The sequence below is a fragment of the Nocardiopsis tropica genome, assembly GCF_042660575.1.
GTDB classification, from domain to species: Bacteria; Actinomycetota; Actinomycetes; order Streptosporangiales; family Streptosporangiaceae; genus Nocardiopsis; species Nocardiopsis tropica.
This window is the reverse complement of record NZ_JBHSUF010000022.1, coordinates 35,186-51,426: the sequence shown is the minus strand read 5'-3', so window position 1 is coordinate 51,426 and position 16,241 is coordinate 35,186. Positions and strand designations below refer to the sequence as shown.

Here is a 16,241-nt window from a genome sequence, read left to right as displayed (position 1 = left end):
CCCCGGTCGCACCGTCCGACGGCACCGATCTGGCCGCCTGCTCCGACGGCGACTGCGAGGTGGAGGTGACCGCACCGGCAGAGGTCGACCTCGACCCGGAGTTCGCCATCGACACCCTCACGATCGACTCGATCACGGACGGGTCGTTGGCGTTCACGATGACCAGCACCGCGGGCGAGGTGTCCTTCGGCTGCCAGAACAGCGACTCCGCGCCCTGCGACAGCAGCCTGCAAGGAACGTTCGGCCCCGGCGGCGCGGCCACGGGACACGCGACCGGCGGACCCGGCGCGCAGGTCGGCCTCAACGACCTCGTCCTGGAGGTGGTGGACGTGAGCGGCGACAGCGCGGTCATGCGGATCGCGCCGGCCTGAGCGCTCCCCCGAAGTCACGGCCCGGGACCAGGCATCCGGTCGGACCAGGCCGAGAGACGGCCAACGGCGCTTCTGGAAGCACTCCGGGGAACCGCACCGCAACGGCGGAGGAGCCCTCCTCCTCGACCGGCTCCGGGCGCGGGCAGGGATGAGCAGCTCCGCGGTCAGGGTGGTCGGAAGCGGGGTGTGCCTGCACGCAACGCGTGATCAGCAGGACACCGCCCCGGGCCTTGTCACCGGTGGCCGCTACTGTCGGGCCCTCCGGCGGAACAACCCGACCGCCGTCCAGCGCAGTCGTCGTCCGGAACGCCGGGACCGCAGGTGGACCGGCCTCCGGGACCGACCTGTCCCACAGAGAGCCGCCATGCCCCGCACCACACCCCCGCGACCGGTCGACATCACCGATGTCGCCCCCCGACTGGCGCCGCTGGCGCGCACCACGACCCGGTTGCACCCCCGCCCAGGCTCACCGTCCGTCCCCGACAGTTCGATCGGCGGTCCGCTGCTGTGGCCGACCAGCGAGCCGTGGCCGTACTGCGACGGGCCCCACGAGCGGGGCTTCGCGTTGGACATGTCCCTGGTGGACCTGAGACTGGAACGGCTACGCGCCGCCGTGCGCGGCAGGAACAGGACCCCGCAGGAGCAGAAGACGCTCGGGCAGCTGGAGTCCCGAGCCTATCCGCTCACGAGCCCACCGATCGCGCCGCACCACGGTTCGGTGGCGATGCTGCCGCTCGCGCAACTGTACGCGCGCGACGTGCCCGACCTGCCCGCCCCGGCGGGGGCGGACCTGCTCCAGGTGCTGTGGTGCCCCTTCGACCACCCACCGGACACGTTCATGCCCAGAACCGCGCTGGTCTGGCGGTCCTCGGCCGCGGTCACCGGCGTCCGCACCGCACCCCCGGAACCGGCGGCGGTGCAGTACCCGGGCTACCTGCCCGAGCCGTGCCTGATCGAGCCGGAGCAGGTCACCGAGTACCCCCATCTCCTGGAGTTGGGCAAGGACCTGCAGGAGCTGCTGGGGCGGTGGAGCACGTGGGAGGCGGCCGGCGCCGCCCCGGACAGGTCCTACGCGCCCGCCCCGGAGGAGTTCTACCAGGACGAGTTGTCCGTGGCGCCCGGCTGGAAGGTCGGCGGCTGGGCGCCGTGGGGCCCCACGGACCCCGTTCCCCGGTTCTGCCCCGCCTGCGGCACCGGGATGGACCCGCTCCTGACCGTCGCCACGTTCGAATGGGACAGCAGAGACCAGACCTGGGTTCCGCACGAGGACCTGACCGCTGTGTCGTCCCAACGCCCCGGTTGCCCCGACCCGAGGATGCCGACCGCGGTCCAGATCGCCAGCGGCTACAGACAGCAGCTCTACATCTGCCCGGCGGACCCGGAGCACCCGCACACCGAGCTGATGCAGTGAGCGCCCGGACGGCGGCCGCCCGCGCACCGCTGTCTGCGGCCCCGCTCCCGCCCGGGGAGGGGGCATCCGCCCCATGTCCACGGTCAACCCCGTGATCTGCGCTCTCGGCACGACGCCATGAACCGTCGACTCCCACGGGAGAATGACCGTGTGATCGATCCCGGGACCATCGACCTGACCGAGTTCCTGCACACCTGGTACGGCGCGCCCAGCAGACGCGCGGCACCGCTTCCCGATTCCTGCGACTGGCTCCCCGGTCCGCTGAAGGATTGGCACACTCTGGCCCGCCGGTGGGACACCCGGATCACCCACACGACGTCGATGATTCCACCCGAGAAAATTCTTCCCGCCGACGGCAAGGCCGTTTTCATGGTGGACTCGACGGCCGACTGGCGCTGGTGCATCGACCCGGACGAGCCGGACAGCGTCTTCGATGCCGAGGAATACGACCCCGTGGAGAGGAACCCGGAACGGCTCGCGGACTTTCTCGTCCACAACACCGTCAGAGAAGCCGCCTTCGGCGCCGCCGCCAGGACGTGGGCGCCCGCGGTTCCCGACGAAGCGTTGCCGGAGATCCTCTCCCCCATGGAAGAAGTCGCGTTCGGCGCCTGGAAGTGGCCGGTGCCGGGCTGCAGGATCTTCCTGGGCGACGGTGCGCTCGCGGAGATCGTCGAGGTCGATCCCGACTCCGGGTGGGAGGTCCACGTGGCCGCGCCGGGCTTCGCTTCCCTGTCCCGCCTGGAGAACATATCCGGAGCACACTGGCGGACGCCTGGGGGCTCGCCGAGAACCGCCCCGAAGTGAGGCCGGGCGCCTGAAGCGCCGCAACGGTGCCGGCCGTCGTGACCCGGCGGCGCTCACCGGATACCGCCTGCGAAACCCCTGCCGAACGGTGTGATACGTTCGAAAACTTTGTTCGCGCAGGAAGGAACTCCATGGACATGCCCTCCCCGCACCGCCGCTTCCTCGACGATGTGCTTCCCGGGATGCGGCAGGAGCCGAGAATTGCCGGCGTGGCCGTCGCGGGTTCGATCGCGGGAGGACTGTCCGACATCTACTCCGACGTCGATCTGGTCGTGGCCGTCGAGGACGAGGCGTTCGACTCCGTCATGGCCGAGCGCCTCGCTCTGATCGGCTCGTGGACCGACCTCGTGGCGGGATTCACCGGGGAGCACGTCGGCGAACCCCGTCTGATCATCACTCTGGTCGGCCCGCCTCTTCTCCATGTCGACTTCAAGTTCGTGCGGGTCCGCGACTTCGCCGAGCGCGTCGAGGACCCCGCCATCCTGTGGGACCGGAACGGCGCCCTGGCCGACGTCCTCGCGGCGCACCCGCTCGCGACCGATCCGCTCGACCTCCAGTGGATCGAGGACCGGTTCTGGATATGGGTGCACTACGGTGCCGCGAAGCTCGGCCGCGGAGAGTTGTTCGAGGTCATCGGCTTTCTCGGCTACCTGCGCGATGCCGTGCTGGGCCCGTTGGCCGCGCAGCGCGCGGGAGCGCCGTCCCGCGGCGTCCGCCACCTCGAATCCGTCGCACCGGACGAGGCCCGGGAGCTGCGGGCGACACTCTGCGGTCACGACGCCCACGAGGCCGGCCGGGCCATCCTCGCCACGGTCGACCTCTACCGACGCTGGCGCGACGACACCGGAGCCGCCCTCGACCACCGCCGCACCGCCGAACGGCTTGCCGTCCGCTACCTCCACGACGTCATCGACCGGCCGACCTGACCGAAGCGCTCCGGCGGGTCACCGAACGGGGATGCGTCGGATGCGGCTGCGACCTTCGCCGCGGGACGGGTCCTGGGTCGGCCCGCAGCGGCTCGGCCCGCGCCGGTCCAGCTCCGTGCAGCCCAGCTCGTCGATGCGGAGCAGGTCCACCCGTCAGCCGGGGCCCCCGTTCACGAGACGGTCCAGAGCCCGGACCAGGGGGCGGCGGACGAGCCACGTCTCGGGGGTGTCGTCCGGACGCCAGTCCTCGGGCTGGTCGCTCTCGGTCCGGATCAGGGTCTCGAAGATCCCCTGGGGCTGGGAGAGGATGAACCGCAGCACGTTCCTCCGGTGGGAGTGGTCCATCTCCGAGATCTGGCGGACGACCCCGTCCTTGCCCTTCCAGACCTCTTCCTGGTCCAGGAGCATGATCCAGTGGTCCTCCGGGGCCCAGCTCGGCTGGTCCCTGCGCAGGAGATCGGCCCTGCGGACGTGCTCGGCAGCCTCCACCCTGCTGATCAGTGTCGGGTCGATCGCCCCCTCCAGCCCCGCCCGCCAGAAGTGCTCCCTGGCCTCGCGTTTGACCAGGACCGCCTCGTGCCAGTGCTTGCGGTGGGCGAGGCAGTCGGCCTGGTGGGTCAGGGCGTCCGCGTACCTTCGCCGGTACAGGGAAGGCCGGGCCGTCGCCAGCCGCCGGTACCGTTCGGCCGATTCCGCCGCCAGCGCGGCGGCCTCCGAGCACCGGTCGACACGCCGCAGCGTCGTCGACAGGTTTCCGAGCACCGCGGCCAGGTCGGCGGCGAAGGCCTCGGGGTTGACCCGCTCGAGCTCCCGCATGACCTGGCCGGCCTCCTCGAACCACCGCACGCTCTCCTGGGACTCGCGAAGGAAGTGCAGCACGGACGCGTAGGAGTTCAGGAGGCGGGCCAGCTCGGGTTCGTGGACACCGGGACGGAGCTCGACGGAACGGCGGAGGATCCCGATGGCCTCCTCCAGGACGACGGTCGCCTCGTCCCAGCGCCCGAGGGTCTCCAGGAGAACCCCCAGGTCGTTGAGGGCGTTCCCCAGCTCCGCCTCCTCCAAGGAGCCTTCGGGAACCGTGCGGGCGCGCAGGAGCCGGACCGCTTCCAGCTGGTGGGACAGCGCGTCGTCCCACCGCCGGTCGAGCACGACCAGGTCGGCGGTCTGGCTCAGCGCCGTGGCGAAGTCGGAGGCGCGAGCACTCATGTCGTCGGCGGGCAGCTCCCGGTGGATCCTCACGGCCTCCTCGCCGGCGCTCAAGGCCTCCCTCCAGTTCCCCAGGTCCATGTGGTGCCGAGCCGACTGGGTCAGGGAACGGGCCAGTTCGGGTTCGTGGGCGCGGGCGTCCTCCGCGGCGAGGGTCCGGTGGAGGTCGACCGCCCTCTCCGTCACCACCAGGGCCTCCTCGTGGCGGCCTGCCCGGGACATCCTCAGGCCGAGCAGGCGGTACTCGCGTGCCTCCTCCGCCGGATCGTCGATCCTCTGCAGGCGTTCACCCGCGATGCGCTTGCCCAGCGCGGCGATACCGGCGTCCAGGTCGATCCGGCGGTGGTCCGGGAAGCATGCCTCGACGGACTCCAGCGTCTCCAGGGAGAGGTCCAGGAGCGCCAGCCCCGCGAGGCACTCGCCGCCGCCGGAGGTCGCGAGCGCGGGATCGCGTCCCAACAGGTCTTCGACGTGGCCCGCGACATGGGGCCACCGGTCGGGCGCGGCCGCCGCCACCAGGAAGGTCAACGCGCGCGGCAGATAGGTCGGGCGCCGGTCGGGGGCGGCCGTGTCGACGAGGAGGTCCACCGTGTGCCGTCCCCAGGGCGAGGGCGGGTGCTCCGGGATGCCGTGCCCTGGCAGGGCGACCGCCAACAGGTCCTCGGCGAAGCGGTCCGGATAGAGCGGTTCGAGTACCTTCTCCGGCTCCGCGGGCGGATAGCAGACGCTGTGGTCGGCCAGGAGTCGGTGCGGATCGGGAAAACCGAGGCGGTCGGCGACGGTCACGCCCTGGGAGTAGGGCAGGGCCCCGGTGAGCGCGGCCGTGAAGACCGACCGGTGCATGGTCCCCGGTGCCGTCGCGTAGTCCAGGCCCGCGGCGGCGTTCTCGTACAGGCGTGTCCAGTGCTCCCTTTCACGGTCCAGGAGGTAGGTCGACAGCCCTACGGCGTCCTCGGGCGGCCTGACCCCGTGGACGTGGGCGTCCACAGCCACCAGGGCGGCCATGTGCAGGGTGAGGACCGAACCGAATTCCGGATCGCCGATCCTGGCAGGCGCCGGAACGGCAGAGGGGTCGGACACCCCGTAGCGGCGCGCGAAGGAGTCACGGGCGGCGGTGAACATCTCCTCGCGTTGAGAGGCGCCGTTCCGGACGGGTGGGAGTGCCAGACTCCGCGTGCGGGCGTGGAACGCCTTCTCCAGGCTGTGCCGGACCGGGCTCCACATGGCCGTCGACCGTGCGAGCAACAGCAGCCGGGTGGGCACATCCGCGTGCAGCAGAGAGTTGCTGAGAAGCCAGTTCAGGTGCGTGAGCGGCCAGCGGTCGGCGTAGTCGACCACCAGGAGCAGCCCCCTGGCCCCCCGGAGGCCGAGATCCTGCCCTGCGTGGTCGGTCGAGACCGCCCCGGCGCCGTGGACGGCCGTGACCACCTTCCACCCGTCGTCGAGCCCGCGGTCGGCACACTCCATGGCCAGCCGCGTCTTGCCCTGCCCGCCGGGGCCGTGGACCCACAGCGCCGAGACCCGGGGGCCGTCGGCGTCCCTCCAGGCGGTGACGTCGGCGAGTTCGTCCGCGCGGCCGGTGAAGCCGACGACCCTGGACCGGGCGTCGAGCAGGTGGCCGGGGCGTTCGAGCGGGCCTCCCTCCTCGGGCGCTGTCGGGCGGCGGTGTTCGTGGAGCAGGTAGACGGGGCCCGACTGCTGGTTGACGTGTATGTCGCCGTGGGCGACCGCGTAGGCGTAGCCGCCGTTCTCGGCGCTGACGACCTGCCGCACCGGGGGGACACGGTCGGCGGCGGAGTGCCGGTCCCGGCCTTCCTCATCCATCCAGCGGCCCTTCGGTGCCCCGGCCTTCGGGCCGTCCCGGGTCCGGGGGCAGCTGGTGGACGATGACGTTGCCGTGGAGCGCTCCGAAGACCTGGCCTCCGTCCCTGGCCGTGTTGTTCTGGACCGTCTGGGGTGCCTGACCCGTGGCGTTCCGGATCTCCGCCTCCAGGGCCCGGAGCTCCTCCGCGATCTCCGGGTTCTGTTCGAGCAGCAGACGCAGCCGGACCCGCCAGTGCGGCGCGAGGCCGGTACGCAGTTCGAGTGCGGTGTCGGCGTCGCTTCGGGCCAGCAGCTCCGCGTCCTCGTCCAGGCGCCTGGCGACGGCCTGCTGTTCCTCCTCCCCCTTCCTCCGGAAGAGCCGCACCACCCCGTCACGGGCGAGCGGCCATGCGTCGGTCGCCATGGCGTTGACCACCACGGCCACACCGTCCTTCACCAGGTCTTCAAACATCGACACCTCTGCGTGCTCGTTCAACGGGGTGGTCGGGGGAAGCCGCTCGCGCATCGGCGGCGGCCGTGTCGCAACGATCGCCTGTCCGACCGCGCGAGCGCGGTTCGAGGGCTCGGGCCGGGTCATGGACAGATCCCTTCTACCATCCCGCGGTGACACGGGAACGCCTTGCCGGCAAGGGTTCCTGTCCGCCACCGGCCGGGCGCTCACGATGCGTCCCGGTCGGCGCTCCCCACTATCGTCGTCGCGGCCCCTCTGCCCACCGGCAGATCGGCGCACCCCCATGACCGGGGTCCCCACGCGAACGCGGGCCCCCTCACCTCGCGCCTCGAACCCCTGACAGCCCTGTCCCCTGGAGGTCCCATGAACCTGATGCACCTGTTCCTGCTCGTCCCCCTCGGATGGTTCGTCCTGGTCGCCGTCAAACCCCGAGTGCACTGGTACGTCAGGGCCTGGGCCTACCGCGATCCCGAGGCCAACGAGCCCAGCGACACCGCTTTCTCGCTCTACCGGCTGGGCGCGGTGGTGATGGTCGTGCTCTGTCTGGTGGCGTGGGTGCAGGCCTTCGACCTGTCCGGCTCGGACTCCGCCTCTCCACGTCAGGAGCGCTCCCCCTCGGCCCCGGCCGGGGAGCTCGAGCCGGCCGACGCCGACCCCGACACCCATCGCCTGACCACAGCGGCCTCCGACCAGGGGCGCATCAGCGGGTACAGCCAGGACGGTTCCGGGTTCGCGCTCTACGTCATTCCGGGCGCCTGTACCGGAAGACAGGTCTTCGCCAGGGTGGTGCAGGAGGACGAGGAGACCGTCACCGTCAGCGCCACGATCTCCTCCAGCGACGTCTCCTGCTGCGGGGAACTCCGTGTCCTGCGTGCCCAGGTGAGGTCCGACGTGACGGTGGGCGAGCGGCAGGTCGTGGACGTGGACGGCGAGCCGGTCTGGCCGTGCGAGGAGAACTGCTCCTGAGCCCGCGGTGGACCGGACGCCGGGCACCGCGCCCGGCGCTCCGCGGTGGGCGGTCCCCCTCTGCCACCGCCCGCGTGCCCGCGCGGGCCCGGCGCGTAGACGCGTCGCCTCACGCGGACCGCACGCCCGGCTCCGCCGAGGCAGAGGGCCGCGGCACCCGGGTACGGCTACTCATGTGCGTGGCCGCGCCCCTGGCCAGAATGGGCGCATGGCATACACCGAACCGGCCGCCTTCCTGGACCGTCACCCCTGGCTCGCGTTCCCCCTGTGGGCCGTCGGGGTTGTCGTACTGGGAGGCGGCGCCTTCGTCCTGGTCATGGGTGCGTACATGGCCACGGCCAACGGCGCGCACCCCTGGGACGGGCCGCTGCTGTCCATCGCCCTGTACCTGCTCTACGCCGCCCTGCCGGTGTCGTTCCTGTACATGATGCTGGTGCTGGAGGGGTACCGTACGCGCCGCGGCACCCGCATCGTGGGCACGCTGCTCCTGGCCCTGGTGTGCGTCGTGTACGCGGCGGTCATGACCTCCGCCGCCCTGGAGCCCCTGTAGCCGACCCCGTCCCGGCCGCGGCACAGGCACGGACCCGTCTGCGCTTGCCCCCTCACGGCCGTGCCGGTGGTCCCCGGCCGTGACCCCCGTACCGGTCAGCTGTCGATCCCTCTGTCCCGTTCCGGTTTTACCGGAGGCTCTGGCATGTACCGGCTCCGCCTCGCGGTGACCCCGTGTGATGGCCCGGTCAGGCAGGTCCCCGCGCGACAGGCCGGGGCTTCTCGCCTTCGTGCTACCATTACCGGCGCAGAGACAACCCGGTCGGCTGCGGGACCAGAAATGGGAGGTGAGTTGATGTCTGCGGTGAAGGCCGCTGCCCTGTGCAGCGCCCGTTGGACCATCCTCACGTCCCGGGCCCCGGTCTGACCTGACGCTGATCCCCCTGTCGGAGCCCTGACGGCTCACAGGAGGCGGTACTCCGTGCTCATCGGGGCCCCTTTTCTAGGGTCTCTACGTTGTCTCCATCCCTTTCGCATCATGCTCAGCCGTACTCCCTGGCGGACTACGGCTGGGACCAGGCGTGCGAGCGCGCCTTCGCCCCCTATCGCGCCGACGGGCTGATCCCGGCCCGCATCGTCCGGGCCGACCGCGGCTCGTGCGAAGCCGTCACCGACACCGGAACCGTCCGCGCGGACCTCCCCGGCGCCGCGGACCAGAGCGATCCGCTGACGGCACCGTGTACCGGTGACTGGGCGGCCCTGCGTCCCCTCACCGGCGCCGCACCGGTTCTGCACGAGGTCCTGGAGCGGCGCACCACCCTGGTGCGCGCCTCGGCCTCACGGACCTCGCACGGCCAGCTCCTGGCCGCCAACGTCGACACCGTCGTGGTGACGGTCTCCCTGGCCGCACCGCTCAAGCACGGCCGCACCGAACGCATGCTCGCCCTGGCATGGGAAAGCGGCGCCCAACCGGTCGTGGTCCTGACCAAGGCCGACGCGTGCGCGGACCTGCCCTCGGCGCAGGAACAGGTGTCACAGGTGGCCGCCGGTGTGGACGTGCTGGTCACCAGTGCCCGGACCGGGCAGGGCCTGGACGTCCTGACCGCCGTCCTCGACGGCACCATCGTGCTGCTCGGCCCCTCCGGGGCGGGCAAGTCCACCCTGGGCAACCGGCTGCTGGGCCAGGACCTGCTGGCCACCGGCGCCGTGCGCGAGGCGGACGGCAAGGGACGGCACACCACGTCCTGGCGGGAGCTGCTCCCGCTGCCCGGCGGGGGCGTGCTGCTGGACACCCCCGGCCTGCGGGCGATCGGCCTGCACGACGCCCAGGGCGGCCTGGAACAGACCTTCGCCGAGATCGAACACCTCGCCCAGGAGTGCCGGTTCGCCGACTGCTCCCACACGAGTGAACCGGGCTGCGCGGTGCTGGCAGCCGTCGAGGCGGGAGAGATCCCCCACCGCCGTCTGGACAGCTACCACCGGCTACTCCGGGAGAACGCCTACGCCGCCTCCCGCACCGACGCGCGGTTGCGCGCCGGCCGCGAAGCCGACAAGAAGGACATCACCCGGCACCTGCGTGCCACCTACCGGTTCCGGGAGCGCCAGCAGTGAAGGACACCGACAACACCCACCAGGGCGCCGGCGACGACCCGGTGACGCAGGCGCTCCTGTCCCTGCACCACGACCTGCCCCGGCAGGGCCCGGGGTCGGACGCCACCACGCGCCGCCTGCTCAGGGCGGCCGGTCCTCTGCCCGAGCGCCCGCGGGTGCTCGACGCGGGCTGCGGCCCCGGCCGCGCCGCCCTGCTGCTCGCCGAAGAGGCCGGCGCCCGCGTGCTCGCGGTCGACCTGCACCAGCCGTTCCTGGACAGCCTCGCTGCCGAGGCGGCCCGCCGGGGCCTGGACGAGCAGGTCAGGGTCCTCAACTGCTCGATGGACACGCTGCCCGTCCCCGATCACAGCTTCGACCTGATCTGGGCCGAGGGGTCGGTGTACACGATCGGCTTCGACCGTGCCCTGCGCTCCTGGCGACGCCTGCTGGCTCCCGACGGCGTCCTGGCCCTCACCGAGATCGAATGGACCGGCCCCGATCCGGCAGCTGCCGCGCGCGCCTACTGGGAGGCGGCCTACCCGCTGCGCACCCACGCCGCCAACGCCGCCGCCGCGCGGGCGGCCGGCTATGAGGTGCTCGCGCACTGGCCGCTGCCCGAGAGCGACTGGTGGGACGAGTACTACACGCCCCTCACCCAGCGCATCGCCCGCGCGGACCCGCAGTACCCCGGCATGCCGGAGGCACTGGCCGCACACCGGGCAGAGATCGACATGCGGCGCCGGTACGGCAGCGACTACGACTACGCCACCTACCTGCTCCGCCCCCACGACGACACCGAGAACGGAACCATGACCACCTGGACCACCCGCCCCGAGACCACCGACGACATCCCCGCCATCCGCGACATCCTCCTGGCGGCCTTCCCCACCGCCGCCGAGGCCGACATCGTCGACGCCCTGCGCGCCGACCCCCGGGCGTGGATCGAGGGCCTGTCGATGGTCACCACGACCGCTGAGGGCACTCCGGTCGGGTACGCACTGCTCAGCCGCTGCCACGTCGACGGCGAGCCCGCCCTCGCCCTGGCCCCGTGCGCGGTGGTGCCCTCCGCCCAGCGCACCGGGGCCGGTTCGGCCGCGATTCGCGCGGCCCTGGGCGCCGCCCGGGCCATGGGCGAGAACCTCGTCCTCGTCCTGGGCCATGCCGACTACTACCCGCGGTTCGGCTTCACCCCGGCCTCCCGCTTCGGTATCCGGGCGCCCTTCGAGGTTCCCGACGAGGCCATGATGGCCATGGCCCTGGACGGTGCCCGCCCCGTCCCGACCGGCACCATCGGCTACCCCGCCGCGTTCGGGGTCTGACCCCTCCCGCGCCCCCGGGGGGCTCCCCCGGGGGCGCGGCCCCTGCAATGCGTGTTTCCAGAAGCCACCCCGGCAGCCCGTGCCCGGAAATGCTCGTTTCCAGAAGTACGACACCCACGCGAGGCCGACCGGGCTGCCCGCCTCGGTTCACCCATAGCCCCTTTCGGGCTTACCTGGCTCCCTCGTTGCCCCTCGCCGCAGCTTCGAGAGAACCAGGCCCATATCAGGACGGCCAAGGCTCGACAGCCCCTGCCTTCCTCCCCTTCAGAGATGGACGATGGCTCCGATCCCGCCGCCCGAGGATTGGGGTTTTCAGCAGCCTGAAAAATTCCGGCGAATATAGACTCCGGAACGAATTCCAGGCAGATTTCCGCAAAACCAGCTCTGCCAGTCGTTTCCTGCGTCGGTCCTGATGTATTCGAAGCGCCGCCCTTGATGTACTTGCCCGCCGCTCGAATACCCTGCTCCCGGTCCGCTGCGGTCATCCACGCTGGTGTACAGGACACGGCAGGTGATGGCGGCTTCCGCGATGGAGAAGGCGGGAGGCGACGCGGATGACGGTGGGGGCTCGCAGGGACGCGGCCACCCGCAATGGGGCGATCGCCCGTACCGCCGCACGGTCGAACGCCCGATCCCGCGAAGGTTCCCCCGAAAGGGGGATCGGTGAGTCCTGGCTGAGGTTTCCCCGAGCCGCCAGCATGGACGCCATCGCCACCTCCCCGCACGGCCGGCGGTTCCCCCGCCCCGCCTTTCCGGTATTCGCACAGGCCCGCACGTCAGGAGTCGCCATGCCTCCCACCGATCCATCGCGAGAACGTCCGCGCCCTGGGCCAGGGACGTCCCGCCCGCAGTACCCCGGTAGCGCCGGTACGGCCACAGCGGCGGCGGGCGCCGTGCCGACCGTGGCCGAGAACGCCCCGACCGCGACCGTGGAATCCGTCGGCGAGAACCCGGTCGAGGTGAGCCTGCGGGTGAACGGCAGCCGGGTCCGGATGGAGACCGACCCGCGGGCGACCCTGCTCGACACCCTGCGCGACCGGCTCGCGCTGACCGGCACCAAGAAGGGCTGCGACCGCGGCCAGTGCGGTGCGTGCACCGTCCAGGTCGACGGCAGGCGGGTGCTGTCGTGCCTGACGTTGGCAGCGGCCCTGGACGGCGCCCGGGTCACGTCGATCGAGGGTCTGGCCGACGGCGACGAGCTGCACCCCGTGCAGCAGGCCTTCATCGACCACGACGGCTTCCAGTGCGGTTTCTGCACCCCCGGACAGATCATGTCGGCGGTGTCCCTGGTCGAGGAGGGACGGACCGGCTCGGACGAGGAGATCAGGGAGCACATGTCGGGCAACATCTGCCGGTGCAGCGCGTACCCGTTCATCGTGGACGCCGTCAGGTCCGTCCGCGGGAAGGTGGGCTGATGCGCCCCTACGACTTCACCCGCCCCCGGTCGGTCGGTGCGGCCCTGGGCGACGCCCACGAGGCCAGCGCCTTCCTCGCGGGCGGCACCACCCTGGTGGACCTGATGAAGCTCGAGCTGATGACCCCTTCCCGCGTGGTGGACATCAACCGGCTGCCACTGCGCGGTATCACCGTCGATCGCGGCGGTCTGCACGTGGGCGCACTGGAGCGGATGAGCGACGTCGCGGACCACCAGGACGTCCGCTCCCGGTACCCGATGATCAGCCAGGCACTCGAGCTCAGCGCCTCACCGCAGATCAGGAACATGGCGAGCATGGGCGGCAACCTGCTGCAACGCACGCGGTGCGGCTACTTCCGCGACCTGACGACAACCTGCAACAAGCGCGAGCCCGGCAGCGGCTGCGCCGCGCTGACCGGTCACAACCGTATGCACGCGGTGCTGGGCACGAGCGACGCGTGCGTCGCCACGCACCCGAGCGACGTCGCGGTGGCACTCGTCGCCCTCGACGCCCGGGTGCACCTGGAGAGCCTCCGGGAGAAGCGCACCGTCGCGCTGGCGGACTTCTACCGGCTGCCCGGCCACACCCCACAGGTCGAGAACGAGCTGCGGGCCGGCGAGCTGCTCACCGGGCTGACCGTGCCGCCGCTGCCCTGGGCGTCCAGGTCGGCCTACCTCAAGATCCGGGACCGCCGGTCGTACGAGTTCGCCCTGGCGTCCGTCGCCGTCGCGCTCGACATCGACCGCGGCACGATCCGCGACGCACGCGTCGCCGCCGGCGGGGTGGGCACCCGCCCCTGGCGGCTGGAGGCGGTGGAACGGGCGCTCGTCGGCAGGCCGGCCGCCCTCGCGACGTACGAGGCGGCCGCCGCACCGGCGGGCGAGGGCGCACACACGCTCCCCCACAACATGTTCAAGCCGGCCCTGCTCCGCCGCACGCTCGTGCGCGCCCTCGTCGCCCTGGGAGGCCGGTCGTGAACACCCCGATCGGAAGTGACGTCGCCCGCGTCGACGGTCGGCTCAAGGTGACCGGCGCCGCGCGCTACACGGCCGACCACCCCGTCGACCGCGCCGCCGCCGCCCACGTCGTGGTGAGCGCGATCGCCCGCGGCCGTGTCCGGGCGATGCACGTCGACGAGGCCCGGAGACAACCGGGCGTGATCGCGGTCTACACCCCGCTCGCTCCGCTGCCGATCCACGCCGCGCCCGGCTTCGGCGAGAACTACGCGCCGCTGCAGGACCGGGAGGTGCGCTTCCGCGGGCAGATCATCGGCCTGGTGGTGGCGGAGACCGCGGAACAGGCCCGGGACGCGGCCGCACGGGTCACCGTCGAGTACGAGGAAGCGCCGGCCCGGACCTCCCTCTCCGCAGGGCTTCCGGGCCTGCCCTCGCCCGGCATGTCGCCGGACGGTCCGTCGCCCAACCCGACCCTGCTCGCGCCGGGCGTCGACACGATCGACGACGCGCTCCGGGCGAGCGCGGTCGTGGTGGAGACGACCGTGGAACAGGAGGCGCAGAGCCATGTCGCGATGGAACCGCACGGCATCACGGCGGTGTGGCAGGGCGACGACCTCACCGTCTACTCGGGTTCTCAGGCACCCCAGATGTACGCCATGCTGCTCGCGACCCGCATCGGGATCCCCCCGGACCGGGTCCGGGTGGTCAGCCCCTTCGTCGGCGGGGGCTTCGGGAGCCGGGTGCCGGTCTGGAGCGAGGCCGCGCTCGCCGCGGTGGCGGCCCGGGAGCTCGCCCGCCCCGTCCGGCTCGCCCTCACCCGGGAGCAGAGCATCGTGCTGTCCGGGCACCGGCCGATGATGACCCAGCGGGTCCGGCTCGGCGCCGACCGGGACGGCACGCTCAACGCGGTGTCCCACGAGAGCGCCGCCGAGTTGCCCGCTGTCGGCGGCTGGCCCGAGATCCCCGCGACGGAGACGACCGGCGTCCTCTACCGCACCCGCAACCTGGCGATCGACCAGCGGCTGGTCACCATGGACACCCCGCCCACGTGGGCGATGCGGGCACCGAACGAGGCGCCGGGCGCGTTCGCGCTCGAGACCGCGATGGACGAGCTCGCCGTCGCCCTGGACATGGACCCGCTCGAGCTGAGGCTGCGCAACTACACGACGACCGTGCCCAGCAGCGGGCAGGCGTGGACGAGCAAGCGCCTCGACGAGTGCTACCGCATCGGGGCCGAACGCTTCGGCTGGGAGGACCGGGACCCGGTCCCCGGCTCCCGCGTCGACGGCGACTGGCTGATCGGCGTCGGCATGGCGAGCGCGGTCTACCCCGCGCACGCGGAACCGTGGCCGGTGCGGATGCAGCTGCGCGACTCCGGAACCGTCGTGGTGTCGGCCTCGACGCCCGACATCGGGACCGGAACGTACACGGTGGCCTCGATCGTCGCCTCCGACGCGCTCGGTGTGCCGATCGAACGGGTGACGGCCGAGCTGGGCGACTCCGCCCTGCCCGCGAGCGCCCCCGCGGCCGGTTCCCGCGCCGCCGGCGCCCTGGCCCCGGCGATCCAGTCGACCTCGCGGGTACTGATCGCCGCCCTGCTGGACCTGGCCGTCCGGACGGAGGGGTCGCCCTTCCGGGGGCTCGACCCGTCCGCCCTGACCTACCGGGAGGGGCGGGTCGAGGCGGGCGCGGACTCGGCCTCGTTCGCCGAGCTGCTCGGGATGGCCCGGCTGCCCGCGGTCGAGGCCACGACACCGGTGGCCGAGCCCTCCGCCGCGCGGCTCGCAGCGCACGGCTTCGGTGCGCACTTCTGCGAAGTACGGGTCAACCGCTTCACCGGCGAGCCCCGGGTCAGCCGGTTCACGAGCGCCTTCGACGTCGGGCGAGTGCTCAGCGCCCGCACGGCGCGCAGCCAGTTCGTCGGCGCCGTCGTCTTCGGCATCGGGGGCGCGCTGCTGGAGGCGAACCCGGTGGAGGAGAGCGGGCGCTTCGCCGCGGGGAACCTGGGCGACTACCTGGTGGCCGTGAACGCCGACGTCCCACCGATCGACGTGACGTGGCTCGACTACTCCGACACCGCCTTCAGTGCCACAGGGGCTCGCGGTCTCGGCGAGCTCGGCACCGTGGGCAGCGCCGCCGCGGTCGGGAACGCGGTCTTCAACGCCACCGGCATCCGGGTCCGCGACCTGCCGATCACCCTCGACAAGCTGATCGGCCGAGGGGAGACCGGCGCCCTCCATCGCGTGTGACGAGGTCGTCCCGACGGGTTCGGCACAACGGCCGACAGGCTGGAGGGGGAGACCGGACCCGCCCCCGACGACCGTTCGACGCGGACGTGCCCACACCGACCCGCGACCACCCCCGCAGCCGTCCTCTCGGGGGTGGTCGCGCCCGTTCGACCGGCGGCGACGCCCGTGCCCGGCCCCGCCGCTCTCGGCCGGACGCCCCGCACCGCCCGGTCCCGGTGCTCCCCGGTCCGCGGGCTCCACCCGCCCGCCGAGCCCCCGGGGTCC

Annotated in this window: 13 protein-coding genes and 1 pseudogene; 12 read left to right on the top strand and 2 right to left on the bottom strand. The window is 72.3% G+C overall.

Features of this window, described 5'->3' with window-relative positions:
- Positions 1-65 precede the first annotated feature (65 nt).
- The 4 genes from ACFQBR_RS27895 (at position 66) to ACFQBR_RS27880 (ending at position 3,512) form a co-directional block, all read left to right on the top strand.
- Positions 66-371, top strand: coding sequence for a hypothetical protein (locus ACFQBR_RS27895; RefSeq protein WP_378554833.1), 306 nt, complete (start codon positions 66-68; stop codon positions 369-371).
- A 364-nt stretch (positions 372-735) separates the two neighbouring features.
- Positions 736-1,782 (top strand): hypothetical protein, encoded by a 1,047-nt coding sequence (locus tag ACFQBR_RS27890; protein ID WP_344178002.1) that lies wholly within the window; start codon positions 736-738, stop codon positions 1,780-1,782.
- Positions 1,783-1,932: 150 nt separating this feature from the next.
- Positions 1,933-2,586: a hypothetical protein gene (locus tag ACFQBR_RS27885; protein WP_344178000.1), complete on the top strand. Its 654-nt coding sequence runs from the start codon at positions 1,933-1,935 to the stop codon at positions 2,584-2,586.
- A 131-nt stretch (positions 2,587-2,717) separates the two neighbouring features.
- Complete coding sequence (locus ACFQBR_RS27880) at positions 2,718-3,512, top strand: nucleotidyltransferase domain-containing protein (RefSeq protein ID WP_344177997.1); 795 nt, start codon at positions 2,718-2,720, stop codon at positions 3,510-3,512.
- Positions 3,513-3,665: 153 nt separating this feature from the next.
- On the opposite strand, the gene ACFQBR_RS27875 is transcribed toward ACFQBR_RS27880, so the two are convergent.
- Together ACFQBR_RS27875 and ACFQBR_RS27870 are read right to left on the bottom strand one after the other, a co-directional pair.
- Positions 3,666-6,542, bottom strand: a complete 2,877-nt coding sequence (locus tag ACFQBR_RS27875) for a tetratricopeptide repeat protein (RefSeq protein WP_344177995.1) — start codon at positions 6,540-6,542, stop codon at positions 3,666-3,668.
- Positions 6,535-7,119, bottom strand: coding sequence for a hypothetical protein (locus ACFQBR_RS27870; protein WP_344177992.1), 585 nt, complete (start codon positions 7,117-7,119; stop codon positions 6,535-6,537). Before ACFQBR_RS27870 ends, ACFQBR_RS27875 begins: the two co-directional genes overlap by 8 nt.
- A 237-nt stretch (positions 7,120-7,356) precedes the next feature.
- Between ACFQBR_RS27870 and ACFQBR_RS27865 the strand changes: the two genes are divergently transcribed.
- The 8 genes and pseudogenes from ACFQBR_RS27865 to ACFQBR_RS27830 all read left to right on the top strand — a co-directional run bounded on the left by ACFQBR_RS27865 (position 7,357) and on the right by ACFQBR_RS27830 (position 15,977).
- A complete protein-coding gene (locus ACFQBR_RS27865) occupies positions 7,357-7,959 on the top strand; it encodes a DUF6199 family natural product biosynthesis protein (protein WP_344177990.1) in 603 nt (200 codons plus the stop codon).
- A 208-nt stretch (positions 7,960-8,167) separates the two neighbouring features.
- The gene (locus ACFQBR_RS27860; RefSeq protein ID WP_344177987.1) at positions 8,168-8,509 is read left to right on the top strand and encodes a hypothetical protein; all 342 of its coding nucleotides are present in this window, start codon (positions 8,168-8,170) and stop codon (positions 8,507-8,509) included.
- 455 nt (positions 8,510-8,964) lie between these two features.
- Positions 8,965-10,059 carry a ribosome small subunit-dependent GTPase A gene (gene rsgA, locus ACFQBR_RS27855; RefSeq protein ID WP_344177984.1) on the top strand — a complete coding sequence of 365 codons (1,095 nt, stop codon included), beginning with the start codon at positions 8,965-8,967 and terminating at the stop codon, positions 10,057-10,059.
- Positions 10,056-10,556, top strand: a pseudogene (locus ACFQBR_RS27850) (SAM-dependent methyltransferase); the annotation flags it as partial. The gene rsgA and the pseudogene ACFQBR_RS27850, both read left to right, overlap by 4 nt.
- A 291-nt stretch (positions 10,557-10,847) precedes the next feature.
- Complete coding sequence (locus tag ACFQBR_RS27845; RefSeq protein WP_344178158.1) at positions 10,848-11,357, top strand: GNAT family N-acetyltransferase; 510 nt, start codon at positions 10,848-10,850, stop codon at positions 11,355-11,357.
- A 992-nt stretch (positions 11,358-12,349) separates the two neighbouring features.
- Positions 12,350-12,772: a (2Fe-2S)-binding protein gene (locus tag ACFQBR_RS27840; RefSeq protein WP_378554867.1), complete on the top strand. Its 423-nt coding sequence runs from the start codon at positions 12,350-12,352 to the stop codon at positions 12,770-12,772.
- Positions 12,772-13,749, top strand: coding sequence for an FAD binding domain-containing protein (locus ACFQBR_RS27835; RefSeq protein WP_344177981.1), 978 nt, complete (start codon positions 12,772-12,774; stop codon positions 13,747-13,749). The genes ACFQBR_RS27840 and ACFQBR_RS27835 overlap by 1 nt, the downstream gene beginning before the upstream one ends.
- A complete protein-coding gene (locus ACFQBR_RS27830; protein WP_344177979.1) occupies positions 13,746-15,977 on the top strand; it encodes a xanthine dehydrogenase family protein molybdopterin-binding subunit in 2,232 nt (743 codons plus the stop codon). The genes ACFQBR_RS27835 and ACFQBR_RS27830 overlap by 4 nt, the downstream gene beginning before the upstream one ends.
- The last annotated feature ends 264 nt before the right edge of the window (positions 15,978-16,241 follow it).

Excerpts from the sequence above, each read along its gene's own strand:
- ACFQBR_RS27890 (WP_344178002.1), top strand. The coding sequence starts at position 736 with ATGCCCCGCACCACACCCCCGCGACCGGTCGACATCACCGATGTCGCC.
- ACFQBR_RS27880 (WP_344177997.1), top strand. The coding sequence starts at position 2,718 with ATGGACATGCCCTCCCCGCACCGCCGCTTCCTCGACGATGTGCTTCCC.
- ACFQBR_RS27875 (WP_344177995.1), bottom strand. The coding sequence starts at position 6,542 with ATGGATGAGGAAGGCCGGGACCGGCACTCCGCCGCCGACCGTGTCCCC.
- ACFQBR_RS27870 (WP_344177992.1), bottom strand. The coding sequence starts at position 7,119 with ATGACCCGGCCCGAGCCCTCGAACCGCGCTCGCGCGGTCGGACAGGCG.
- ACFQBR_RS27865 (WP_344177990.1), top strand. The coding sequence starts at position 7,357 with ATGAACCTGATGCACCTGTTCCTGCTCGTCCCCCTCGGATGGTTCGTC.
- ACFQBR_RS27860 (WP_344177987.1), top strand. The coding sequence starts at position 8,168 with ATGGCATACACCGAACCGGCCGCCTTCCTGGACCGTCACCCCTGGCTC.
- ACFQBR_RS27845 (WP_344178158.1), top strand. The coding sequence starts at position 10,848 with ATGACCACCTGGACCACCCGCCCCGAGACCACCGACGACATCCCCGCC.
- ACFQBR_RS27840 (WP_378554867.1), top strand. The coding sequence starts at position 12,350 with ATGGAGACCGACCCGCGGGCGACCCTGCTCGACACCCTGCGCGACCGG.
- ACFQBR_RS27835 (WP_344177981.1), top strand. The coding sequence starts at position 12,772 with ATGCGCCCCTACGACTTCACCCGCCCCCGGTCGGTCGGTGCGGCCCTG.